Source organism: Variovorax sp. 38R (genome assembly GCF_014843395.1).
In the GTDB taxonomy this organism is placed as follows: Bacteria; Pseudomonadota; Gammaproteobacteria; order Burkholderiales; family Burkholderiaceae_C; genus Variovorax; species Variovorax paradoxus_H.
On sequence record NZ_CP062121.1, the window covers coordinates 2,005,848 to 2,029,257 of the forward strand.

Here is a 23,410-nt window from a genome sequence, read left to right on the forward strand (position 1 = left end):
GGCACACTTGAAGGCGGTCGTGCCCCTGTCGGCACGGCCGCTTTTTTCATTTTTCATGCACCTGCAAGACATCCTCTATACCCAGGGCTTCGGCACGCGCCGCGTGTGCGCGGGCCTGGTCCAGCAAGGCCACGTGAGCATTGCCGGCGCGGCCGTGACCGATCCCTTTGCCGACCTCGACCCCGAAGGCTTGCTGTTCACCGTGCAGGGCACCGAGTGGGCGTACCACGACAAGGCCTACCTGATGCTGCACAAGCCGGCCGGCACCGAGTGCTCGCAGAAGCCCTCGACCTACCCGAGCATCTACACGCTGCTGCCGTCGCCGCTGCGCCTTCGGCCCAACAAGGGCGCGGTGCAGGGCGTGCAGGCCATCGGCCGGCTCGACCAGGACACGACCGGCCTGCTGCTCCTGACCGACGACGGCCAGTTCATCCACAAGATGGGCTCGCCCAAGCACCACGTGCCCAAGGTCTACGAGGTGACGGCCAAGCACCCGATCGACGAGACGCAGATCGCCAAGCTGCTGGCCGGCGTGGTGCTCGACGACGATCCGAAGCCCGTGCGCGCGGCCGCCTGCGAATCGGACAGCCCGCTGCACCTGCGGCTCACGCTCACCGAGGGCAAGTACCACCAGGTCAAGCGCATGCTGGCGGCGGTCGGCAACCGGGTCGAGGGCCTGCACCGCTCGCGCATCGGCGGCCTGGCGCTGCCGGACGACCTGGCGCCGGGGCAATGGCGCTGGCTCACGGCCGAACAGGTGGCCCAATTGCGGGCGCCGGTGCCCCGGGCCGCTTGACATAGGTCAAGGCGCCGGGCCCGACAGCGGGGGAGAGGGCGCCGGCGGTCAGCTGTTCGTCGGGTTCGACCGTTAAGATTGTTAACTCTCTCCCGGAACCTTCCCTTGCGACTTCCTGCCTGCCCGAACGGCCGCATTGCGGCCTTCCTTTTCTCCTGCCTGACAGCCCTGGTGACCCTCCCCGCCGCGGCGGCGCCGCCGGCCCCCCCACCGGTCTTCGTGCTCAATTCGCTGGACGCCAGCGTGAGCGTGATCAACCCGGTCGACTGGACCGAGAAGCAGCGCATTCCCACCGGCAAGGAGCCGCACCACATCTACATGACGCCCGACGAGAAGTCGGTCATCGTGGCCAATTCGGCAGGCGACTCGCTCACGTTCCTGGACCCGCGCACGGCCGAAGTGCAGCGCGTGGTGTACGGGATCATCGACCCGTACCAGCTGCAGTTCTCGCGCGACATGAAGTGGTTCGTCACGGCGGCCAACCGCCTGAACCACGTCGACGTGTACCGCTGGGACGGCAAGGACCTGAAGCTGGCCAAGCGCATCGCCACCGGCAAGACGCCCAGCCACATCTGGATCGACAACACCAGCACGGTGGCCTACGTCACCATGCAGGACAGCGACGAGCTCATTGCAGTCGACCTGCCGACGCAGACCGTCCGCTGGCGCATGGCCACCGGCGCCATGCCGGCCGACATCTTCGGCGCCCACAACGACAAGACGCTGCTCGTGGGCCTCACCGGCAGCGACGGCGTGCAGGTGTTCGACGTGGCCGGCCCCCAGCCCAAGCTGGTCGGCAAGATTCCCACCGGCAAGGGCGCCCACGCTTTCCGCTCGGCCGGCGACGGCAAGACCGTGTTCGTGAGCAACCGGGTGGCCAACACCATCAGCCGCATCGACCTGACCACGCTGAAGGTCGTCGCCACCTACAACGTGCCGGGCGGCCCCGACTGCATGGACGTGTCGGCCGACGGCAAGACGCTGTACGTGACCTCGCGCTGGGCCAAGAAGCTCACGGTGGTCGATCTGGCGAGCCAGAAGGTCGTGCGGCAGGTCAACGTCGGCCGCTCGCCGCACGGCGTCTGGACGCTGGACCATGCGAAGCGGACCTGAGCGGGTGCGCGGTTTGCGCACCGCCGGGGTCGCCTGTGCCGTCGCGGTGCTCGCCTGCGCCACCGTGCCGGCGGCCGGGGCGCAAGAAGCTGTGGCCTGCGACAAACCGGTCTACCTGACGCTGGACACCGGCCACATGGGCATCGCGCCGCTGGTGGCCGACGTGCTCAAGCGCCAGGACGTGCGCGTCACTTTCTTTGCCGCCGCCGAGCGCACCCAGACCGACGGCGACAGCCTGGACGATCACTGGGCGCCGTGGTGGAAGGCGAGGGCGGCCGAAGGCCACGAGTTCGGATCGCACACCTACGACCACGCCTACTGGCGCGGCGACGTCAAGGGCACGCCGCCCAGCTTTCGCATCAAGCCGTCGGCCGGCCCGCAGACCGGGAAAGAGTCGGTCTGGAGCGCGGCCCAGTACTGCGCCGACATCCGCAAGTCGTCCGACCGGCTGGCCGCCATCACCGGCAAGAAGCCGCTGCCGCTGTACCGCGCGCCGGGCGGCAAGACCTCGCCCGCGCTGCTGGCGGCCGCCAAGGACTGCGGCTACGCGCATGTGGGCTGGTCGCCCGCCGGCTTCCTCGGCGACGAGCTGCCGAGCGAAACCTTCAGCAACCAGAAGCTGCTCGCCCAGGCGCTCGCGGGCATCCGCCCCGGCGACATCCTGCTGGCGCACCTGGGCATCTGGTCGCGCAAGGACCCGTGGGCGCCCGCCAACCTCGAACCGCTGATCGTCGGGCTGAAGGCCAAGGGCTTCTGCTTTCGCACGCTGCGCCAGCACCCGGACTACCGCGCCTGGATCGCCTCCCACCCTTGAATCCTGAGTTTTCGCCGTGATCGATTGGTTGACCGACGTTTTTTCCGCCATGCAGGGCTGGCTCTTCGAGACCGCCGTGCAGCCGCTGGTGTACGCCATCGGCCTGGGCGGCTGGGCCGAGGACGCCTTCGACGCCACCGGCTGGCTGCTGGTCGGCGTGATCCAGATCCTCGTGCTGCTGGCCGTGATCGGCCCGCTGCAGCGCTGGCGCGCGGTCGAGCCCGTGACCGACCGCCGCGCCATTCGCATCGACGTGCTCTACACGCTGATCCACCGGCTGGGCCTGTTCCGGCTGGCGCTGTTCTTCACGCTGCAGCCGCTGTTCGACGACCTGCTCGGCAACCTGCGCATGGCGGGGTGGGGCACCTTCCACCTGGACGAGGTCTGGCCCGGCGTGACCGACGTGCCGTGGGTGGCCTTTGCCATCTACCTCGTGGTGCTCGACTTTGTCGGCTACTGGATTCACCGCGGCCAGCATCACTTCAACGCGTGGTGGAGCCTGCATTCGCTGCACCACTCGCAGCGCCAGATGACGATGTGGAGCGACGACCGCAACCACCTGCTCGACGACGTGATCCACGACACGCTCATCGTCATCGTGGCGCAGCTGATCGGTGTGGCGCCGGGCCAGTTCATTGCCGTCGTGGCCTTCACCCAGCTCAGCGAGAGCCTGCAGCACGCCAACCTGCGGCTGAGCTTCGGCGCCATCGGCGAGCGGCTGTGGGTCAGCCCGCGCTTTCACCGGCTGCACCACAGCATCGGGCTGGGCCATGAGTCGCACGGCAAGAGCACGCTCGGCGGCCACAACTTCGGCGTGCTGCTGCCCTGGTGGGACATGCTCTTTCGCACCGCCAACTTCGAGAACCGCTACGACCCGACCGGCATCCGCGACCAGGTCGAGCCCGGCGCCGACGGCCGGCCGCGCGACTACGGCCAGGGCTTCTGGTCGCAGCAGTGGCTGGGGTTGAAGCGGCTGTTCGGCCGCGCCTGAGCGCGCTGCGAGGCACGGCCAGGGCGCAGAGGCCTTACGTTATCCTCGAACCTCATGCGCCTGCTCCTCGACTCCTTCTGGCGCGCGGTCGCCTATTGCATGCTCCCGCGCGTGATCGTGCTGTCGCTCCTGCCGTTGGCGCTCATGGTGCTGCTGGCCGCGGGGCTCGGTTACTTCTACTGGGACGCAGCCGTCGTCTGGACGCGCGAAGCCCTCGACGCCTGGCCGTTGCTGTCCAGCTTCTGGGCCTGGATCGGGCGCCTCTTCTCGAGCGACGTCACGGCCGCGCTGGCGCCGCTGGTGGTGGTGTTCGGTGTCACGCCGCTCATCGTGGTGCTGTCGCTGCTGATCGTGGCCGGCTTCATGGCGCCGGCGCTCACCAAGCTCGCGGCCGAACGGCGCTTTCCGACGCTCGAACAGAAGAAGGGCGCCTCGTTCTTCGGCAGCGTGATGCGCTCGCTCGCCGCCACCGTGCTGGCGCTGATCGCCCTCGTGGTGTCGATGCCGCTGTGGCTCATTCCGCCGCTGGTGCTGATCCTGCCGCCGCTGATCTGGGGCTGGCTCACCTACCGGGTGATGAGCTTCGACGCGCTGGCCGAGCACGCCAGCCCTGAAGAACGCGCCGCGCTGCTGCGTGCCCACCGGTTGCCGTTGCTGTGCATCGGCGTGCTGTGCGGCTACCTGGGCGCCGCGCCGAGCATCGTCTGGGCCTCGGGCCTGCTGTTCGCCGCCGCCTTCTTCGTGCTGGTGCCGATCGCCATCTGGATCTACACGCTGGTCTTCGCTTTCTCTGCGCTCTGGTTCGCCCACTACTGCCTGGACGCGCTGGCCCAGATGCGCGCCCAGCGCGCCGCGCTGCAGCCCGCAACCGGCAGCGGCGAGGCACCGGCCCTCGAGGCGGCCGAAGCCACCGAGGCCAACAAGGCCGCTCTTTCTCAATGGGGTTCACCATGACACGCGCATTCGGTCTCATCGTCGTCGGCGACGAGATCCTTTCCGGCAAGCGGGCCGACAAGCACATGGCCAAGGTCATCGAGCTGTTGGCCGCGCGCGGCCTGCAGCTGGGCTGGGCCGAGTACGTGGGCGACGAGCCCACGCGGATCACCGCGGCCCTGATGCGCGCCTTTGCCTCCGGCGACATCGTGTTCTCGACCGGCGGCATCGGCGCCACGCCCGACGACCACACCCGCCAATGCGCCGCCCAGGCCCTGCGCGTGCCGCTGGCGCTGCACCCCGAAGCCGAAGTGCTGATCCGCGAGCGGATGCAGGACACCGCGAAGGAGCAGGGCGTGCCCTACGAGCCCGACCGGCCCGACAACATCCACCGCCTGAACATGGGCGTGTTTCCGCAGGGCGCGTCGATCATCCGCAACCCGTACAACAAGATCCCGGGTTTCAGCGTCGAGCACGTGCATTTCGTGCCGGGCTTTCCGGTCATGGCCTGGCCGATGATCGAGTCGGTGCTCGACAGCCGTTATGCCGATCTGTTCACCCGCAACGCCATCGCCGAGAAGTCCGTGATCGTTTTCGGTGCGATGGAAGCCACCCTCACGCCCCTGATGCAGGCCATCGAGCAGGCCCACGCCGGCATCAAGGTGTTCAGCCTCCCCAGCGTGGATCACCCGCAGTACGGGCGTCACATTGAGCTGGGCGTCAAGGGCGAACCCGCGCGGCTCGATGCCGCCTATGGCCAGCTGATCGAAGGTCTGCACACCTTTGATGCGAAGCTTGGCCCCGAATTGGTGCGTTAATTCGTATTGCACCAGTTTGGTGATTAATTCCTTTTCCGGCAGCCCCTGGGCCGTCACCCGGGCCTCATCCGGCGGGGTGACAATGGCACAGAAACTGCATCCTTCCGTTCCCGTATTCCTAACCACCATCCAACTCAGGAGAAACTGATGGCAAAGACCGTCGCCGATGTACTCAAGCTCGTCAAGGAAAACGAGGTCAAGTTCGTCGACTTGCGCTTCACCGACACCCGCGGCAAGGAACAGCACGTCACCGTGCCCGTGTCGCATTTCGATGAAGACAAATTCACCTCGGGCCACGCGTTCGACGGTTCGTCCATCGCCGGTTGGAAGGGCATCGAAGCCTCGGACATGCAGCTCATGCCCGACCCGAACACCGCCAACATCGACCCCTTCTTCGAAGAAACGACGCTGATCCTGACCTGCGACGTGATCGATCCGGCCGACGGCAAGGCCTACGAGCGCGACCCGCGCTCGCTCGCCAAGCGCGCCGAGGCGTACATGAAGGCTTCCGGTCTGGGCGACACCGCCTTCTTCGGTCCGGAACCCGAATTCTTCGTGTTCGACGGCGTGCGCTGGAAGAACGACATGTCGGGCTGCTTCGTGAAGATCGATTCCGAAGAAGCTTCGTGGAACACCGACAAGGAATACGAGCACGGCAACAGCGGCCACCGTCCCGCAGTCAAGGGCGGCTACTTCCCCGTGCCCCCGGTCGACAGCCTGCACGACATGCGCTCGGAAATGTGCCTGGTGCTCGAATCGCTGGGCATCCCGGTCGAAGTGCATCACCACGAAGTGGCCAACGCCGGCCAGCTCGAAATCGGCACCAAGTTCAGCACGCTGGTCCAGCGCGCCGACTGGGTTCAGCTGCAGAAGTACGTGATCCACAACGTGGCCCACGCCTACGGCAAGACCGCCACCTTCATGCCCAAGCCCATCGTCGGCGACAACGGCTCCGGCATGCACGTGCACCAGTCGGTCTGGAAGGACGGCAAGAACCTGTTCGCCGGCGACGGCTACGCAGGCCTGTCTGACTTCGCGCTGCACTACATCGGCGGCATCATCAAGCACGCCCGTGCCCTGAACGCCATCACGAACCCCGGCACCAACAGCTACAAGCGCCTGGTGCCCGGCTTCGAAGCCCCGGTGAAGCTGGCCTACTCGGCCAAGAACCGCTCGGCCTCGATCCGCATCCCGTTCGTGGCCAACCCGAAGGGCCGCCGCGTCGAAGCGCGCTTCCCCGATCCGCTGATGAACCCGTACCTGGGCTTTGCCGCGCTGCTGATGGCCGGCCTGGACGGCGTGGAAAACAAGATCCATCCGGGCGAAGCCGCCAGCAAGGACCTGTACCACCTGCCGCCGGAAGAAGACGCGCTGATCCCGACCGTCTGCCACAGCCTGGACCAGGCCCTGGAGCACCTGGACAAGGACCGTGCGTTCCTGACCAAGGGCGGCGTGTTCACCGACTCGTACATCGACGCGTACATCGACCTCAAGATGCAGGAAGTCACGCGCTTCCGCATGGCGACGCACCCGGTGGAATTCGACATGTACTACTCGCTGTAAGAAGCGCTGTAGAAAACCTGCCCTCGCGGGCAGGTAAGACAAAAGGACGGCCCCGGCCGTCCTTTTTCCTTGGTGCGGAACATCCCATCGTGAGAGGGCCCGAATTGCATCAAAATGCGCGTTTGTCGCGCCCTCTCCAGAATCAAATGAAGACTGCCTCCCTGATTTTCCTGGCCGCCGCCTCGTTCGCCACCGCCACGGCGGCGCTCGCGCAAGAGCGCGTCTGGCGCTGCGGCAACGAGTACACCAACAACGCGACCGTGGCCCAGCAAAAGGGCTGCAAGGTCATGGAAGGCGGCAACGTCACCGTCGTGCAGGGCACGAAGCCTTCCGGTGGAGGTGGCGGCAGCGCGTCGTCGGGCTCGGGTTCGTCGGCCGCGCGCGCGCCGGCAGGCAGTCCGCGCGTCGAAGGCGTCGACCAGCGTGCCCGCGACGGCGAGGCGCGTTCGGTGCTCGAAACCGAGCTGCGCAAGGCCGAGGCGCGCCAGACCGAGCTCAAGAAGGAATACAACAACGGCGAGCCCGAGAAGCAGGGCAGCGAAGGCCGCAACTACCAGAAGTACCTCGACCGCGTGGCTGAAATGAAGGCCGAACTCGCGCGCAACGAGAGCGACATCGCCGGCATCCGCCGCGAAATCGGCCGCCTGCCCGGCAAGCCGCAAGCGCAGTAAACGGCGTCACCATGGTGTTCGGGAAGAAGGCGACTGGCGCCACTCCGCGCTTTCGCGCCTTCGACCTCTTGTCCACGCTGATCGCGGTGGTCAACAGCGACGGCTCGGTGCTGTTTGCCAACGCAGGCCTCGAGGATGCACTGGGCACCTCGCGGCGCACGCTCGAGGGCTCGCAGTTCGGTGCCTGTTTCCATGAGCCGCAGGTGCTGCGCACGGCGCTCGACGGTGCCAGCAGCAACGACTTCGCCACGCTGCGCTACGAGGCTTTTCTGCGGCGTGTGAACCACGAGCTGATGCCCGTGCAGGTCACGCTGGCGCACGGCGACAAGAAGGGCGAACTCATCATCGAGATGTCGCCGCTGGAGCAGCAGGTGCGCCAGGACCGCGAAGAACGCCTCATCGACCAGGCGCAGGCCAACAAGGAACTCATCCGCAACCTCGCGCACGAGATCAAGAACCCGCTGGGCGGCATTCGCGGCGCGGCGCAGCTGCTGCAGATGGAGGTCGAGTCGCGCGACCTCATCGAATACACCCAGGTCATCATTCATGAGGCTGACCGGCTGCAGACGCTGGTCGACCGGCTGCTGGCGCCGCACCGTCGCCCGCACGTGGTGGGCGACGTGAACATCCACGAGGTGTGCGAGCGCGTGCGCTCGGTCATCCTGGCGGAGTTCTCGCGCGACCTGCACATCGAGCGCGACTTCGACGTCTCCATTCCCGAGTTCCGCGGCGACCGCGAGCAGCTCATCCAGGCCACGCTCAACATCGCGCACAACGCGGCGCAGGCCCTGGCCGAGCGCCGCGCGGCGGGCGATGCGCAGATCACTTTCAAGACGCGCGTGGCCCGACAAGTGATCTTCAACAAGCAGTGGTATCGATTGGCACTGGAATTGCATGTCATCGACAATGGACCGGGTGTGCCGGACACGATCAAGGACCGCATCTTCTATCCGCTCGTTTCGGGCAGGGAAGGCGGAACCGGGCTGGGACTGACGCTTGCGCAGACTTTTGTGCAGCAGCATCACGGCGTGATCGAGTGCGACAGCGTCCCGGGCCGAACCGATTTCAAGATATTGATTCCGCTGCCCTAGGGCAGCCCCGGCAACAGAGGAGATGCATGAAGCCGATCTGGATAGTTGATGACGACCAATCGATACGCTTCGTGCTCGAGAAGGCCCTGCTGCGCGAAGACATGCCCACGCGCAGCTTCACGAACACACGCGAAGTGCTGGCCGCACTCGAACAGGCCGAGGGTGACGAGCAGCAGGGCCCGCAGGTCCTGGTGAGCGACATCCGCATGCCGGGCGGCTCGGGGCTCGACCTGCTCGACAAGATCAAGGCCAAGCACCCCGGCCTGCCGGTCATCATCATGACGGCCTTCTCCGACCTCGACAGCGCGGTCTCGGCCTTCCAGGGCGGCGCCTTCGAGTACCTGCCCAAGCCCTTCGACCTGCCGCGCGCCGTGGAACTGATCCGCCGCGCCGTCGACGAAAGCCAGCGCGAAGAAGTGTCCGAGGAGCGCATGGTCGCCGCGCCCGAAATGCTCGGCCAGGCACCCGCGATGCAGGACGTGTTCCGCGCCATCGGACGGCTGTCGCAGAGCAACGTCACGGTGCTCATCACCGGCGAATCGGGCTCGGGCAAGGAACTCGTGGCACGCGCGCTGCACAAGCACTCGCCGCGCGCCAACGGCCCCTTCGTGGCGATCAACACCGCCGCCATTCCGAAAGACCTGCTCGAGAGCGAACTCTTCGGTCACGAGCGCGGCGCCTTCACCGGCGCGCAGACCATGCGCCGCGGCCGCTTCGAACAGGCCGAGGGCGGCACGCTGTTCCTCGACGAAATCGGCGACATGCCCTTCGACCTGCAGACGCGCCTGCTGCGCGTGCTCAGCGATGGCCACTTCTACCGCGTGGGCGGCCACAACTCGGTCAAGGCCAACGTGCGCGTCATCGCTGCCACCCACCAGGACTTGGAGCAGCGCGTGAAGCTCGGCGGCTTCCGCGAAGACCTGTTCCACCGCCTCAACGTGATCCGCCTGCGCCTGCCCGCGTTGCGCGAACGCGGTGAAGACGTGCCCGCGCTCACAAGGCACTTCTTGCAGCAGAGCGCGCGCCAGCTCGGCGTCGAGCCCAAGCGCATTTCCGACGCCGCACTCGCCAAGCTTGCGACCTTCGGCTTCCCGGGCAATGTGCGCCAGCTTGAGAACATCTGCCACTGGCTGACCGTGATGGCGCCGGCGCAACTGATCGAGTCGAAGGACCTGCCGCCCGAAGTGATGGCGGTCGGTGGGGCGGACGTGCATGCGGTCGTGGTGGCCGAGGTTGCGGCGCCCGTGCAGGCGGCAGCGCCGTTGGCTGTCGAGCGCGACGCTTCTGCACCGGTTGCCGCCGTCCCCGAGGCGGTGTCAGGCGCACCGACCGGCCCCAGCGCCTGGGAAAGCGGCCTTGAAGCTGAAGCCCAAGCCTTGCTCGCCGCAGGCCGCACCGACGTGTGGGACGTGCTCACGCGCCGCTTCGAATCGCGGCTGATCCTCACCGCGCTGGCCAACACGCGCGGACGGCGCATCGAGGCGGCCCAGAAGCTGGGCATCGGGCGCAACACCATCACCCGGAAAATCCAGGAACTCGGTATCGAATGAAAAGGCCCTCTCAGGGCCTTTTTTTATTACCGGCTGCGCTGGCCCAAGGTCAGTGAATCCAGCTGGAAATTGCCGCTCTTGTCCCAGAGCCAGGTGTCGACGTAGGTGTGGCCGCCCAGCTTGCCGGGGCTGGGCAAGGGCGAGGTCGCCTTGATCAGGTCCGCGATCATCGGCGGCACCTCAGGCGCATGGCTGGGCACGCGGCTGAAGGTCACGTTGGTGATCTTGCCGTTCGCATCGATCTCCGTTTCGACCACCACCACGGCGTACACCAGCGGCGGGATCTTGCCCTTGTAGATGCGGCTGGCGTAGGCCTTGTAGATGTGGCGCGCGCCGGTCTTGCGGTAGGTGCGGATCGCGGGCGTCTGCGCGGTGATGAGCCGCACGGTCGGCACGTCGCGGCTGCCTTCCGTGGCGGTTGCGCCGCCGGGCGATGTGCTGCCCGTGCCGCTTTCAGACCCGCCACCCGGCTTGAGCACCGAGCAGGCGGCCAGCGCGAGCGCCGCAGCGGCGATCGCGGCGGAGCGGGCCAGGCGGGCGGCGATCGGCGTCGTCATGGCCGTCAGGCGCCCGGGCCGAGTTCGAGCACCACCGGGGCGTGGTCGCTCGGCTTTTCCCACTTGCGCGGCACGCGGTCGATGACGCAGCCCTTCACGCGTGGCAGCAGCGGCTCGCTCACGAGGATGTGGTCGATGCGCAGGCCGCGGTTCTTCTGGTAGCCCAGCATGCGGTAGTCCCACCACGAATAGCTCTTTTCGGGCTGCTCGAACAGGCGGAAGCTGTCGGTCAGGCCCAGGCCGAGCAGCGCCTTGAAGTGGTCGCGCTCTTCGGTCGTGTGGTGGATCGTTTCCTTCAGGCCCACGGGGTCGAAGCTGTCGCGGTCTTCGGGCGTGACGTTGAAGTCGCCCAGCAGCACAAGGTTGGGGTGCGCCGCGAGCTCGCGGGCCACATAGTTGTGCAGTGCGTCGAGCCACTTCATCTTGTAGGCGAACTTCTCGCTGCCCGGCTCCTGGCCGTTCACGAAGTAGCCGTTCAGCACGCGCAGCGGGCCCGAGGGCGTGTCGATGGTGGCGGCGATCACGCGCGACTGCTCGTCGGCGAAGTTCTCGATGTTCTTCACCACGTCGCGCATCGGTGCGAGGCTGAGGATGGCGACGCCGTTGTAGGTCTTCTGGCCGAACACCGCCGCCTCGTAGCCGGCCGACTTCAGCACCTCGAGCGGAAACTTGTCGTCGGTCATCTTGAGCTCTTGCAGGCACAGCACATCGACCGGGTTGGCGATGAGCCAGTCGAGCACGTGCTGCAGGCGCGCCGTGAGGGAGTTGACGTTCCAGGTGGCTATTTTCATGAGGGCTCTAGGTTATTTGTGGCGTCGGGGCCGCGCGCTTCGCGGCCGGTCGGCGGTGTGGCTGGGCAGGCGCACGCAGTGGCCGGTGGCCGTTCTGCAGGCCCGGAAGGAATGTCGGCAGTGACACCGCGACAGTGATTTCCATCGCAGCATTTTGCCTCGCTGGAGGGGGAGGCCATGTAAGCGAAAGCGAGGCGCACAGAACCGCCCAAAGCCCGCCGACGCTAGGGCCGAAGGTGCCATCCCAGTTCCCCCTGCAGGAACTGGGCGGCCTCGGGCGGCAGGTCTTCTGCGTCGAAGAAATTCGCCACGGGCCGCTCGACGACGATGCGTCCCGCATGCAGGTACGCCACGCGCGTGGCCAGGCGCTTGGCCTGCCCGAGGTTGTGGGTGCTCATCACGATCGTCACGCCGCTGTTGGCGACCTCTTCGATGAGCGCCTCGATCTCGTTCTTGGCGCCGGGGTCCAGGCTGGCGGTCGGTTCGTCCAGGAACAGGATGTCCGGCTGCAGTGCCCAGGCCCGTGCCAGGCCGAGGCGCTGTTGCTGCCCGCCCGACAGCGACCGCGCCGATCGCGCCGCATGGTCGAGCAGGCCCACGCGTGCCAGCGCCAGGCCGCAGCGCTCGCTGCGTTCGGCGGCCGGCACGCCGGACAGCCACAGGCCGATCCAGACATTGCGCCACACCGAGAGGCTCAACAGGAAGGGGCGCTGGAACAGCATGGCCGCACGCGGAAGGCGGCCCTGGGGCTGCAGCGGCAGGCGCTCGCAGCGGCCTTCGCAAGGCAGCAGGCCATGCAGCAGCCGCAGCAGCGTGGTCTTGCCCGAGCCGTTGGCGCCGACGAGCACGAGCCGGTCGCCCCGGTGCAAGGTCAGCGATGCCTCGTTCAGCGCAATCACCTGGCCGAAGCGCACCGTGACCTTCTCGGCGCGGATCAGCGGCGTCGCTTCGGCGGCCACCCGCGTGCGAGGGGCGGGCGTCCGCGGCGCCGCAGGGGGTTTGGCTGTCGCGGTGGCGCCCAGCGGGCGCGTGGCCAGCCACTGCAACAGCCCGATGGCGCCGTTGACCGCGCCGACCACCGCCAGCAGCACGATGCCCAGCGCCAGGGCCAGCGCGAGATCGCCCTTGCTGGTTTCCAGCGCGATGGTGGTGGTCATCACGCGCGTCACGCCGGCGATGTTGCCGCCCACGATCATCACGGCGCCGACCTCGGCGATGGCGCGCGCAAACGCCGTGAGCAGCACGGTGGCCACGCCCATCCGGTCGTGCACCAGCATCAACAGCGACGTGGCGAGCGGCCCGGCGCCCAGCGAGCGAAGTTGGTCGCCGCCATCGGCCAGCGCCGCCATCACGAGTCGGCGCGACAGCGCGGCGATCAGCGGCGTGACGAGCACGGCCTGCGCCACCACCATCGCCGACGGCGTGAACAAGATGCCCAATTCGCCCAGCGGCCCCGAGCGCGAGAGCAGCAGGTACACCAGCAGGCCCACCACCACGGCGGGCAGGGCGAGCAGCGTGTTCACCAGCCACACGGCCAGCGCATGACCCGGGAACCGCGCAACCGCCAGCCAGGCGCCCAGCAGCAGGCCGAACACCGCACCGATCACGCAGGCCGTCGCGCTCACCTGCAGCGAGAGCGCCGTGATGCGCACGAGTTCGGGGTCGGCGGCGGCGATGAGTCGCCAGGCCAGCGCCCAGCCTTCGGTCATGGTGTTCATCGAAGGACGGCTTTCATCGCCACTGCGAGGCCATGCGCATCACGCGGACCGGCCCCGCCATCGACCGGACCTTCGCTCACTGGCTCGCGTTCGGGAAGAAGAGCTGCTCGCCGCCGATCTTGTAGGAGGCAATGGCGGCTTGCCCGTCGCGCGACACCACCCAGTCGGAGAAACCTTGCGCCAGGTCTTTCTTCACGTGCGGGTGCTTGGCCGGGTTCACGACGATCACGCCGTACTGGTTGAACAGCTGCTTGTCGCCCTCGACCACGATGCCCAGGTCGGCGCGGTTCTTGAAGTTGAGCCAGGTGCCGCGGTCGGACAGCACATAGGCATTGGTCGACGCCGCGATGTTGAGCGCCTGGCCCATGCCGCAGCCGCATTCCTTGTAGCCGGCGGGCTTGGCGCTGGCGAGGTCGATGCCGGCGAGCTTCCACTGGCGCAACTCGGCCGAGTGGGTGCCGCTCTTGTCGCCGCGCGAGACGAAGGCCGTGCCCGTGCTGCCCAGGCGCTTGAGCGCCACCGCGATGTCCTTGCCGCGCACGCCGGCCGGGTCGGACTTCGGTCCGATCAGCACGAAGTCGTTGTACATGACCGCCTGGCGCGCGAGGCCGAAACCTTCGGCGACGAACTTCTCTTCGGCGGGCTGGTCGTGCACGAACAGTGCGTCAGCGTCGCCACGGCGCGCCATGTCCAGCGCCTGGCCCGTGCCCACGGCCACCACGCGCACCTCGGTGCCCGTCGCTTTGGTGAACTGCGGCAGCAGGTGCTTGAACAGGCCCGACTGCTCCGTCGAGGTGGTCGACGCCAGCACGATGAACTTGTCCCGCGCCTGCGCGATCGGCGCGAGCAACGTGCCGGCGAGGGCAGCAGCGAAGGCGAGAAGGGTGAAGCGTCTGCGCGAAGCCATCGTGGAGGTCCTTTGGATGGAGAGTGGAAGAAGCGTTCCTGGTGTCAAGCTGCAGGATCGACGCGAAAGCCCAACCGGCCCAGCGCCTCTCGCGCCGCCGCAGACTGCAGCAACGCAACGAAGGCCTGCACGGGCGCGCGCGCCAGCCGCGCCTTGGGCACGGCGAAGTCGTAGCGTTCTTCCTGCACCGGAATGAAGCCCAGCCCGTACTGCCGTGCGACCGTGTCGATGGCCAGGCCCCAGTCGGCACGCGCTTGCGCCACGGCCACCGCCACCGCGTTGTGCGACTTGGTCTGCACGCCGTAGCCGGACGGCTTCGCGCCGGCGAGCAGGCGGTCGATGAGGATGCGCGTGCCGCTGCCGGCGTTGCGGTTGACCATGGTGCAGCCGGGCTGCGTGGTCGCGGCGGCGATGGCCGCGGCAGCGTCGAGCCCGTCGAAGCGCGCGTCGCCCGGGCGGTAGACGATGCCCTGCATGCGGCCGTAGCCCGGCACCAGCTCGAGCGCCGGCGTGAGCAGCGGCAGGTTGTAGACGCCCGTCGCCGGGTCCATCAGGTGGATGCCCGCCACGTCGCATTCGCCACGCTTCGCGGCCATCAGCCCGCCCGTGCTGCCCACGTTCATGGCCTTGATGCGCAGGCCCTGGCGCATCAGTTCGCCGGCCAGCCAGTCCAGGCCCACGCAATGGCTGCCGATGAAGATCAGGTCGGCGGCGTCCAGCCCCTGGCCCAGCCGCTGCACCTGAACGGGCGCGCCGGCATCGAGGATCTCGGTGTGCTGGCCGATGGTGATGAAGCCGTCCGCGCTGCTGAATGTGGTGACCGAACCCGAGCCCTTGCCCATCGGGTAGGCGGCCATGCCGTCGTCGGTGGGCACCAGGCCCACGAGCAAATATTCGGTGCGGCCGCGCTCGGAGTTCACGCGCATGGGCAGCGTGGCCGCCACGTGCTCGCGCCGCTCGGGCGGCTGGCCTGCAAAGGCGCGGATCACGGGCGCAAGGAACTCATGGAAGGTGAAGACCGCCGAGGTCGGAAAGCCCGGCAGGATCACGACCGGCTTGCCGCCCGTGACCGCCAGGCACACCGGCTTGCCGGGCTTGAGCGCCACGCCGTGCGCCACGACGCCCGGGTCGCCGAGGGCCGCCACCACGCGGTACGACAGGTCGCCTTCGCCCTTGGAGGTGCCGCCCGAAAAGACCACGGCATCGCATTCCAGCCCGCGTGCGAGCGCGGCCGACAGCAGGGCCTCGTCGTCCGGAATCACGCCCAGCCGCACGGGCTCGCCGCCCAGTTCCTCGACCGCGGCGCCGATGATGGCGGCGTTGGAGTCGTACACGGCGCCCGTGGGCAGCGGCGCACCGGGCGCGACGATCTCGTTGCCCGTGGAAAAAATGGCGACGCGCGGTTTGCGGTACACGCTGACCTCAGCCAGGCCCAGTGCCGCGAGCACGCCGATTTCTCGCGAGCTCAGCGGCTGGCCGGCGCGCAGCACGGTTTCGCCGCGTGCGATGTCGGTGCCGGCGTAGCTGACGTTCTCGCCCGCCGTGGCGGCGCGGCGAACCTGCACGTCGCCATGGTCGAGGTCGGTGTGTTCCACCATCACGACCGCATCGGCGCCGCGCGGCAGCATGCCGCCGGTGGCGATCGCGGTCGCGTGGCCGGGCGTCACCTCGCGCTGCGGCACGATCCCGGGCGCGAGCGTCTCGCCCACGAGGGCCAGCGCGCGCACCTGTTCTTCCATCGCGCCCCAGGTGTCGGCGGCCTGCACGGCAAAGCCGTCGACGTTGGAGCGGTCGAAGCCGGGCACGTCGATGGCGGCGACCACGTCGTCGGCCAGCACACGGCCCAGCACCGCGTGCAGGGGAACGGTCTCTCGGCCCAGTGGCGCGAGGGTCAGGTGTTCGCGGAAGCGGCGCTCGGCCTCGTCCCGCGTGACGACATCGAGAAATTGCGATTGGGCTTTCACGGGCACTCGTACAGATGAACAGTGACGTCGGTCCCGGGCCCGAAGCCTTCGCTTTCGGCGGGGGCGATCACGAAGCCGTCGGCCCGCGTGGTCGAGCTCAGCACCGACGCACCCGAGAGCGCAAGCGGTTCCACGCCGTCGCTGCCGATCTTCACGCGCACGTAGTCGACGCGCCCGACCTGCGAGACGATCTTGCGTGCGACGGTGGCGCGCGTGCGCGGGTAGGGCCAGTCGGCGGGCCGGCCGCCGAGTAGGCGGATCGCACGTCCGGCAAAGAAGTCGTAGGCGCACAGGCAGGACACGGGGTTGCCCGGCAGCAGGAAGACCAGCGTGTCGCCGATGCGCCCCATGCCGGCCGGGCTGGAGGGCCGCATCGCGATGCCGTGGATGGCGAGCTCGCCCAGTTCCGCCAGCAGGCGTGGCGCGTGGTCCTCGGCACCCACGCTGGAGCCGCCGGAGATGAGTACCACGTCGGCGCCCGGCGCTGCGAGCGCCTGCGCGATGACCTGCGGGTCGTCGCCCAATCGCTGGTGCGACTCGAGCACGCCGCCGTCGCGAGCGACCAGGCCGCGCAGGGTCACGGAGTTGGCGTCGTAGATTTCGAAAGGCCCCTTGGGCGTGCCGGGCGCGCGCACTTCGTTGCCCGTGACGAGCAGCCGCACACGCGGCCGGCGCACCACCTGCAACTGCGCCAGGCCCAGCGACGCCACCAGCCCTGCATCCTGTGGACGCAGCCGGCGGCCCGCGGGCAGCGCCGTGCTGCCGCGCGCGATGTCTTCGCCGATGTGGCCTACGTGCTGGCCCGGCGCGACGGCGCGCGTGATGGCCAGGCGCCCGTCCTGCTCGCTCGCGTATTCGGCGGGCACCACGGCGTCGATCCCTTGCGGCACCGGGGCGCCGGTCATGATGCGGACCGCAGCGCCTGCGGGCACGTCGCCCTCGAAAGGCCGACCGGGCCAGGCGTGGCCCACGATCGGAAATTCCAGCGGGTTGTATTCACCGGCGCCGGTGGTGTCGCCGCCGCGCAGTGCATAGCCGTCCATGGCCGCGCGATCGAACTCGGGCACCGCGATGGGGGCGATCACCTCATCCATTAGCACCCGCCCCGTGGCCTCGTCGACCGCCACGGATTCACCGGGCAGCAGGGGCGTATGGGCATCGATCCAGGCGAGGGCGGTGGGCACCTCGGCGCGCTGCGTGAAGCCGCGCATGCGCACATCGGTCGAGGCAGTTCGTTCGGGTGGAGGCATCGGGGCCAGTATAGAAGTTGGATGTGGCCAGCGTTGTCAGGCACAACACCCGGTCGCACGCCGAAAGCGGCCACGCCGGCGCTGGCCGGCGAGCCATTTCAGGCTTTCTTTCTTTGGTCGCGCCCGCGCAGGTGTGGCGCGCTGCCGACCTACTTTTTGGGCGCGGGATTCGTCTGCGCCGAGGTCTGGTTCGAACTCGGCGGCGACGCGGCCGTGGGGGCCGGGGAGTGAGCGCCCGATGCCTCGATGGGCTTGACCTCGGGCTTGGGGGCCGCGGCGTAGGGGCCGGGGTCCACGCAGGGCGGCGTGGCCACCGCGGCCGGTGCCGGCTTGCCCGCGGCCTCGGCGCTGGCGCGGTACTTGGCAGCGACCTGGTCCTGCGACTTGCACAGCAGGTAGCCGTCGGTCTTGGCGCTCCACGCGGTGCGGGCCGCGGTCTCGGCGGCCTTGGCCTGGGCTTCCGGCCCGAGCGGCGGGAGCTTGGCGAACGCGGACGCTGCAGCCAGCGTGCACAGAAGGGTCAACGTGTGCTTCATACGGAGGTTCCTTGCGCCGTCACCGGCCGTGCAGGCTCCGGGGCGCCGGCGGGCTGCGAGCGCTGCGCGGGGATCTTGCCGGCCTCGATGTCGTCGTACCAGAGGCGGTGGTGCTCGCGCGCCCAGGTCTCGTCGACATAGCCTTCGCGCATCGCCTTGTAGGCGCCGGTCATGCCCAGCGTGCCGATGTAGATGTGGCCCATGATCATCGCCATCATGAGCAGCGTGGCCACGGCATGCACCATGTGCGCGACCTGCATCTCGCCGCGCGTGTAGACGAAGCCGGGCAGCAGCTTGTCGAGGAACAGGCCCGAGGCGATGACGATGCTGCCCAGGAACAGCACGCCGCCCCAGAACACCGCCTTCTCGCCCGCGTTGAAGCGGTGCGACGCGGGCTCCTTGCCGCCGAACAGGCCGCCGCCTTGCCGCAGCCAGGTGAAGTCGTCCTTGCTTGGCCAGTTGCTGCGGATGAAGGTGAAGACCATGAACAGCGTGGTCACCACGAACAGCGGCCCCACGAAGTTGTGCACGGTCTTGAGCACGTAGGCGAGCCAGCCGAACAGCGCACTGCCGAGCACCGGCAGCAGGAAGAACTTGCCAAAGGCCATCACGATGCCCGAGATCGCGAGCGTGACGAAGGCCAGGGCGTTCGACCAGTGCGTGGCGCGTTCGAACGGCGTGAAGCGCTCGATCTTGCGGCCCGTTTCCTTGCCATGCAGGCGGATCGGTCCGCGCGTGAAATAGAAAATCGCCAGCGCCAGCAGCGTGACGAAGAGCAGCGCCGCCCCGTACGGAATGATCCAGTTGTTGCGCACCTGCCGCCAGGCTTCGCCGGCGTTGGTGAAGCGCGAGCCCGGGTACTGCACGAAGCGCTGGATCAGGTTGCCGGCCTCGGGCGCTTCGCTCACGGGCAGACTGCTGTAGCCGGTGACGCCGCCGCTCACCTGGCGCCACATCGGCGCGTTGTTGCCGGGCTGCACCTTGTTGCGCTCGCCGTTGGTCTGGTTGAGGTAGTTCGGGTCGGCGCTGGCTTCGGGCTTGACGTCGAAGATGTTCTGGCTGCGGATGCCGCCCTCGGCCTTCGGTGCCGGTGTGGCCGCAGCAGGCGACGCGGGCGCGGGCGAGCCGGTGACGGCGCCGCTCGCGGCCGGGTTGGCCTCCTGGGCCAGCGCCCCGGCTGCACAGCCCAGGAGCGCGGTCGCCAGCAGCGCGTGGAACGCGTGCCTCGTGCGAATGGTGACGCTCATGCGGCCTCCGGTTCAGTTCGTTCGGGTGTACTCGTTCTGGCCGTTGGAGCGCGTCTTGATCTGCTGCTCCCACGACGCCTTGTCGCCCACCTTCCAGCCGGGCGCGGTGAAGACCGTGCCGGTGTTGGCCTGCGTGCCGGTGCCGCTCCAGGGCACGGCGTCGTACTTGACGCCCTCGGCGTTCGTCTGCGGCTTCTCGCTGCAGGCCGCCAGCAGCATCGCGCCCGAAGCGAGCGCGACGAGCATCACGACCGCGCGCGTCACTTGGTGCCTCCGGTGGGCGGCGTGCCGGCCTGTTGCGAGCCGTAGGCCGTGCCCCAGCCCCAGACTTCGGCGCCCGTGCCGCGATGCACGACGCGGGTGCGGAAGATGTCGGCCACCACGTCGCCGTCGCCGGCCAGGAGCGCCTTGGTCGAGCACATCTCGGCGCAGGCCGGCAGCTTGCCTTCGGCCAGACGGTTGCGGCCGTACTTTTCGAACTCGGCTTCGGAGCCGTTGGCTTCGGGGCCGCCGGCGCAGAAGGTGCACTTGTCCATCTTGCCGCGCGCACCGAAGGTGCCTTGCGACGGAAACTGCGGTGCGCCGAAGGGGCAGGCGTACGAGCAGTAGCCGCAGCCGATGCACACGTCCTTGTCGTGCAGCACCACGCCTTCGTCGGTGCGGTAGAAACATTGCACGGGGCACACCGCCATGCAGGGCGCGTCGGAGCAGTGCATGCAGGCCACCGAGATCGATTTCTCGCCCGGCAGGCCGTCATTGAGCGTGACCACGCGGCGGCGGTTCACGCCCCAGGGCACCTCGTTCTCGTTCTTGCAGGCCGTGACGCAACCGTTGCACTCGATGCAGCGCTCGGAATCGCAGACGAACTTCATTCTTGCCATGGTGATTCCTTATGCTTTCTCGATGTTGCAGACCGTGGTCTTGGTCTCTTGCATCATGGTGACGCTGTCGTAGCCGTAGGTGGTGCCGGTGTTGATGGCCTCGCCGCGCACGATGGGCGCCGCGCCCTTCGGGTAGTAGGCCAGCAGGTCTTCGCCCTGCCAGCGGCCCGAGAAGTGGAAGGGCATGAACACCGTGTCGGGCCCGACGCGCTCGGTGACGAGCGCCTGCACATTGAGCTTGGCGCCGGTGGGCGTGTGCACCCAGGCGCGCTCGCCGTTGCGGATGTTCTTCTCGGCCGCCACCTTCGGGTTGATCTCGATGAACATCTCTTGCTGCAGCTCGGCCAGCCAGGGGTTGGAGCGCGTTTCCTCGCCGCCGCCTTCGTATTCCACGAGCCGGCCCGAGGTCATGATGTACGGGAATTTTTCGGCGATCTTGTCTGCGATGTTCTTCTGCTGCACGGTCTTGTAGAGCGTGGGCAGGCGCCAGAAGGCCATCTTGTCGTCGTGGGTCGGGTACTTGGCGACGAGGTCGGGGCGCGTGCCGTAGAGCGGCTCGCGGTGCTGCGGAATCGCATCGGGAAAGTTCCACACCACCGCACGCGCCTTGGCATTGCCGAAGGGGTGGCAGCCGTGGTTCTTCATGAACACGCGGATCATGCCGCCCGAGCTGTCGGTCTTCCAGTTCTTGCCTTCGGCCTTGGGCTTCTCGGCCTCGGTGAGTTCGTCCCACCAGCCGAGCTTCTTGAGCAGCAGGTGGTCGAGTTCGGGGTAGCCGGTGGTGATGTCGGCGCCCTTCGAGTAGGAACCGTCTTCGGCCAGCAGGTTCTTGCCGTTGCGCTCCACGCCGAAGTTCGCGCGGAAGTTGCCGCCGCCGTCCATCACGTGCTTGGACGGGTCGTACAGGTTCGGCGAGCCGGGGTGCTTGAGTTCGGGCGTTCCGTAGCAGGGCCAGGGCAGTCCGAAGTAATCGCCCGAGATGTCGTAGCCGTTGACCTTGTCCTTGACGGAGCCCTTGGCCTTGAGCGTGCGCACGTCGAAGGCGGCCATGTTGCGCATGTGCGCCTGCAGCCGCTCGGGGCTCTGGCCCGAGTAGCCGACGGCCCAGCACGACTTGTTGATTTCTCGCAGGATGTCTTCCGGCACGGGCTCGTCCATGCCCTTGACCTTCTGCATCTTGTAGTTCTTGCTGAGCTCCTTGCCGAAGCCCAGACGGTCGGCGAACTGCTGCATGATCATGTGGTCGGTGCGGCTTTCCCACAGCGGCTCGATGACCTTCTCGCGCCATTGGACCGACCGGTTCGATGCCGTGACCGATCCGCTGGTTTCGAACTGCGTGCACGCGGGCAGCAGGTACACCGCGCGATTCGCGTTGGCGTCTTCGGGCCGGCCCGGCATTGCGGCCATGGCGGCCGTGGCCGACGGGTACGGGTCGACCACGACGAGCAGGTCGAGCTTGTCCATGGCCCGCTTCATCTCGAGGCCGCGCGTCTGCGAGTTGGGCGCATGGCCCCAGTAGAAGACGCCGCGCAGGTTCGAGTCCTGGTCGATGAGCTCGTTCTTCTCGAGCACGCCGTCGATCCAGCGCGACACCGTGATGCCGGGCTTGCTCATCATCGCGGGCGATGCAAAGCGGCCCTTGATCCATTCGAAGTCGACGCCCCAGGTGGCGGCGAAGTGCTTCCACGAGCCTTCGACCAGGCCGTAGTAGCCCGGCAGTGAATCGGGGTTGGGGCCGACGTCGGTGGCGCCCTGCACGTTGTCGTGGCCGCGGAAGATGTTGGTGCCGCCGCCCGACTTGCCCACGTTGCCCAGCGCCAGCTGCAGGATGCACGAGGCCCGCACGATCGCGTTGCCGATGCTGTGCTGCGTCTGGCCCATGCACCAGACCACGGTGCCGGGGCGGTGCTCGTGCAGCATCGTCGCGACCTTCAGCACCTGCGCTTCGCTCACGCCGCAGGCCTCTTCGACCTTGTCGGGCGTCCACTTGCTCATGACGTCGGCACGCACTTCTTCCATGCCGTAGACGCGGTCGTTGATGTAGCGCTTGTCTTCCCAGCCGTTCTTGAAGATGTGGTGCAGGATGCCGAACAGGAACGCGATGTCCGAGCCCGAGCGGATGCGCACGTACTCGTGGGCCTTGGCCGCGGTGCGCGTGAAGCGTGGGTCGACCACGATCATCTTGCAGCCGTTTTCCTTGGCGTGCAGCATGTGCAGCATGCTCACCGGGTGCGCCTCGGCCGCGTTCGAGCCGATGTACATCGCAATCTTCGAATTGCGCATGTCGTTGTACGAATTGGTCATGGCGCCGTAGCCCCATGTGTTCGCCACGCCCGCGACCGTGGTCGAGTGGCAGATGCGCGCCTGGTGGTCGCAGTTGTTGCTGCCGAAGAAGCTCACGAATTTGCGCAGCAGGTAGGCCTGCTCGTTGCTGTGCTTGCTCGAGCCGATCCAGTAGATCGCGTCGGGCCCGCTGGCCTTGGTGAGTTCCTTGAGCTTGGCGGTGATCTCGTCGAGGGCGGTGTCCCAGCTGATGCGCTCGTACTTGCCGTTGACGAGCTTCATCGGGTAGCGCAGGCGGTATTCGCCATGGCCGTGCTCGCGCAGCGCGGCGCCCTTGGCGCAGTGGGCGCCCAGGTTGATGGGCGAGTCGAACACGGGCTCCTGCCGAACCCACACGCCGTTCTCGACCACCGCGTCGGACGCGCAGCCGACCGAGCAGTGCGAGCACACGGTGCGCTTCACTTCGATCTTGCCGGCGCCGATGGCGGTGGGCCGGCCGTCGGCGGCCTTGGCCTTCTGGATCAGCGTGAGCTGGCTGGCCGCCAGGCCCACCCCGACGCCGAGGCCGGAGCGCCGCAGGAAGGCGCGGCGGTCCATCGTCGGCAAGGCGTTCGCGAGGCCGCGCCGCAAGCTGTGAACGAAAGGCGAGGTGTCGGAGGCCCGCTGGCTCGCGGTGCCTGGGGATTTTCTGGTCAGAAGCACGGGGTCTCCTCAGGCTGACGTGGTGGCGTAGTAGCGCTTGACGTGTTCGCTCAGGGAATAGCCGCCGCCGTTTTCGGGCGGGGGCGGCAAAGAGGGGGCGACGGCGGCGACGGGCGTCTCGGCCATGTTTGGCAGCGACGTGACGGCCACCGCGGCGGCGCCGGCGGTGGCGGCACCGATGAAGAATCCGCGGCGGGAGGCCGGCTTGATGCCGGTGTTTTGGCTGTCCTGCAT

At 67.9% G+C, this 23,410-nt stretch carries 22 protein-coding genes; 10 read left to right on the plus strand and 12 right to left on the minus strand.

Features of this window, described 5'->3' with window-relative positions; all coding sequences use genetic code 11:
* The first annotated feature begins 55 nt into the window (after positions 1–55).
* From IG196_RS08940 to ntrC, 10 genes are all read left to right on the plus strand, one after another.
* Entirely contained in the window at positions 56–796 is a 741-nt protein-coding gene (locus IG196_RS08940; RefSeq protein ID WP_192195860.1) for a pseudouridine synthase, read from the plus strand.
* Positions 797–901: 105 nt separating this feature from the next.
* On the plus strand, positions 902–1,909 hold the full coding sequence (locus IG196_RS08945; RefSeq protein ID WP_101491992.1) for a YncE family protein: 1,008 nt from the start codon (positions 902–904) through the stop codon (positions 1,907–1,909).
* Positions 1,893–2,723 carry a polysaccharide deacetylase family protein gene (locus IG196_RS08950; RefSeq protein ID WP_192195861.1) on the plus strand — a complete coding sequence of 277 codons (831 nt, stop codon included), beginning with the start codon at positions 1,893–1,895 and terminating at the stop codon, positions 2,721–2,723. The genes IG196_RS08945 and IG196_RS08950 overlap by 17 nt, the downstream gene beginning before the upstream one ends.
* Before the next feature lie 16 nt (positions 2,724–2,739).
* Positions 2,740–3,714 (plus strand): sterol desaturase family protein, encoded by a 975-nt coding sequence (locus IG196_RS08955; protein ID WP_192195862.1) that lies wholly within the window; start codon positions 2,740–2,742, stop codon positions 3,712–3,714.
* Positions 3,715–3,768: 54 nt separating this feature from the next.
* The gene (locus IG196_RS08960; RefSeq protein ID WP_192195863.1) at positions 3,769–4,668 is read left to right on the plus strand and encodes an EI24 domain-containing protein; all 900 of its coding nucleotides are present in this window, start codon (positions 3,769–3,771) and stop codon (positions 4,666–4,668) included.
* Complete coding sequence (locus IG196_RS08965; RefSeq protein ID WP_192195864.1) at positions 4,665–5,465, plus strand: competence/damage-inducible protein A; 801 nt, start codon at positions 4,665–4,667, stop codon at positions 5,463–5,465. The genes IG196_RS08960 and IG196_RS08965 overlap by 4 nt, the downstream gene beginning before the upstream one ends.
* Before the next feature lie 147 nt (positions 5,466–5,612).
* Positions 5,613–7,028 (plus strand): type I glutamate--ammonia ligase, encoded by a 1,416-nt coding sequence (gene glnA / locus IG196_RS08970; protein WP_101491997.1) that lies wholly within the window; start codon positions 5,613–5,615, stop codon positions 7,026–7,028.
* Positions 7,029–7,174: 146 nt separating this feature from the next.
* A complete protein-coding gene (locus IG196_RS08975; protein ID WP_192195865.1) occupies positions 7,175–7,699 on the plus strand; it encodes a hypothetical protein in 525 nt (174 codons plus the stop codon).
* Between the two features lie 11 nt (positions 7,700–7,710).
* Complete coding sequence (gene glnL / locus IG196_RS08980) at positions 7,711–8,790, plus strand: nitrogen regulation protein NR(II) (RefSeq protein ID WP_101491999.1); 1,080 nt, start codon at positions 7,711–7,713, stop codon at positions 8,788–8,790.
* Positions 8,791–8,816: 26 nt separating this feature from the next.
* A complete protein-coding gene (gene ntrC / locus IG196_RS08985) occupies positions 8,817–10,340 on the plus strand; it encodes a nitrogen regulation protein NR(I) (RefSeq protein ID WP_192195866.1) in 1,524 nt (507 codons plus the stop codon).
* Positions 10,341–10,366: 26 nt separating this feature from the next.
* Here the strand turns inward: ntrC and IG196_RS08990 are convergent, their stop codons facing one another.
* The 12 genes from IG196_RS08990 to IG196_RS09045 form a co-directional block, all read right to left on the minus strand.
* The gene (locus IG196_RS08990; protein ID WP_192195867.1) at positions 10,367–10,897 is read right to left on the minus strand and encodes a hypothetical protein; all 531 of its coding nucleotides are present in this window, start codon (positions 10,895–10,897) and stop codon (positions 10,367–10,369) included.
* Positions 10,898–10,902: 5 nt separating this feature from the next.
* A complete protein-coding gene (gene xth / locus IG196_RS08995) occupies positions 10,903–11,688 on the minus strand; it encodes an exodeoxyribonuclease III (protein WP_192195868.1) in 786 nt (261 codons plus the stop codon).
* A gap of 224 nt (positions 11,689–11,912) precedes the next feature.
* Positions 11,913–13,406, minus strand: coding sequence for an ABC transporter permease (locus IG196_RS32275; protein WP_192195869.1), 1,494 nt, complete (start codon positions 13,404–13,406; stop codon positions 11,913–11,915).
* Positions 13,407–13,482: 76 nt separating this feature from the next.
* Entirely contained in the window at positions 13,483–14,313 is an 831-nt protein-coding gene (locus IG196_RS09005) for a substrate-binding domain-containing protein (protein ID WP_192195870.1), read from the minus strand.
* Between the two features lie 44 nt (positions 14,314–14,357).
* The gene (locus IG196_RS09010; RefSeq protein ID WP_192195871.1) at positions 14,358–16,277 is read right to left on the minus strand and encodes a molybdopterin biosynthesis protein; all 1,920 of its coding nucleotides are present in this window, start codon (positions 16,275–16,277) and stop codon (positions 14,358–14,360) included.
* Positions 16,274–17,527: a gephyrin-like molybdotransferase Glp gene (glp, locus tag IG196_RS09015; protein WP_192195872.1), complete on the minus strand. Its 1,254-nt coding sequence runs from the start codon at positions 17,525–17,527 to the stop codon at positions 16,274–16,276. Before glp ends, IG196_RS09010 begins: the two co-directional genes overlap by 4 nt.
* A gap of 149 nt (positions 17,528–17,676) precedes the next feature.
* Positions 17,677–18,063, minus strand: coding sequence for a hypothetical protein (locus tag IG196_RS09020; RefSeq protein WP_101492006.1), 387 nt, complete (start codon positions 18,061–18,063; stop codon positions 17,677–17,679).
* Positions 18,060–19,310: a formate dehydrogenase subunit gamma gene (locus tag IG196_RS09025; RefSeq protein WP_225616987.1), complete on the minus strand. Its 1,251-nt coding sequence runs from the start codon at positions 19,308–19,310 to the stop codon at positions 18,060–18,062. Before IG196_RS09025 ends, IG196_RS09020 begins: the two co-directional genes overlap by 4 nt.
* 12 nt (positions 19,311–19,322) lie before the next feature.
* Complete coding sequence (locus tag IG196_RS09030; RefSeq protein WP_192196961.1) at positions 19,323–19,556, minus strand: hypothetical protein; 234 nt, start codon at positions 19,554–19,556, stop codon at positions 19,323–19,325.
* A gap of 14 nt (positions 19,557–19,570) precedes the next feature.
* Positions 19,571–20,191 carry a formate dehydrogenase FDH3 subunit beta gene (gene fdh3B / locus IG196_RS09035; protein ID WP_062470938.1) on the minus strand — a complete coding sequence of 207 codons (621 nt, stop codon included), beginning with the start codon at positions 20,189–20,191 and terminating at the stop codon, positions 19,571–19,573.
* 9 nt (positions 20,192–20,200) lie between these two features.
* Positions 20,201–23,176 (minus strand): formate dehydrogenase subunit alpha, encoded by a 2,976-nt coding sequence (locus tag IG196_RS09040; RefSeq protein WP_101492009.1) that lies wholly within the window; start codon positions 23,174–23,176, stop codon positions 20,201–20,203.
* 9 nt (positions 23,177–23,185) lie between these two features.
* Complete coding sequence (locus IG196_RS09045; RefSeq protein WP_070059792.1) at positions 23,186–23,410, minus strand: formate dehydrogenase; 225 nt, start codon at positions 23,408–23,410, stop codon at positions 23,186–23,188.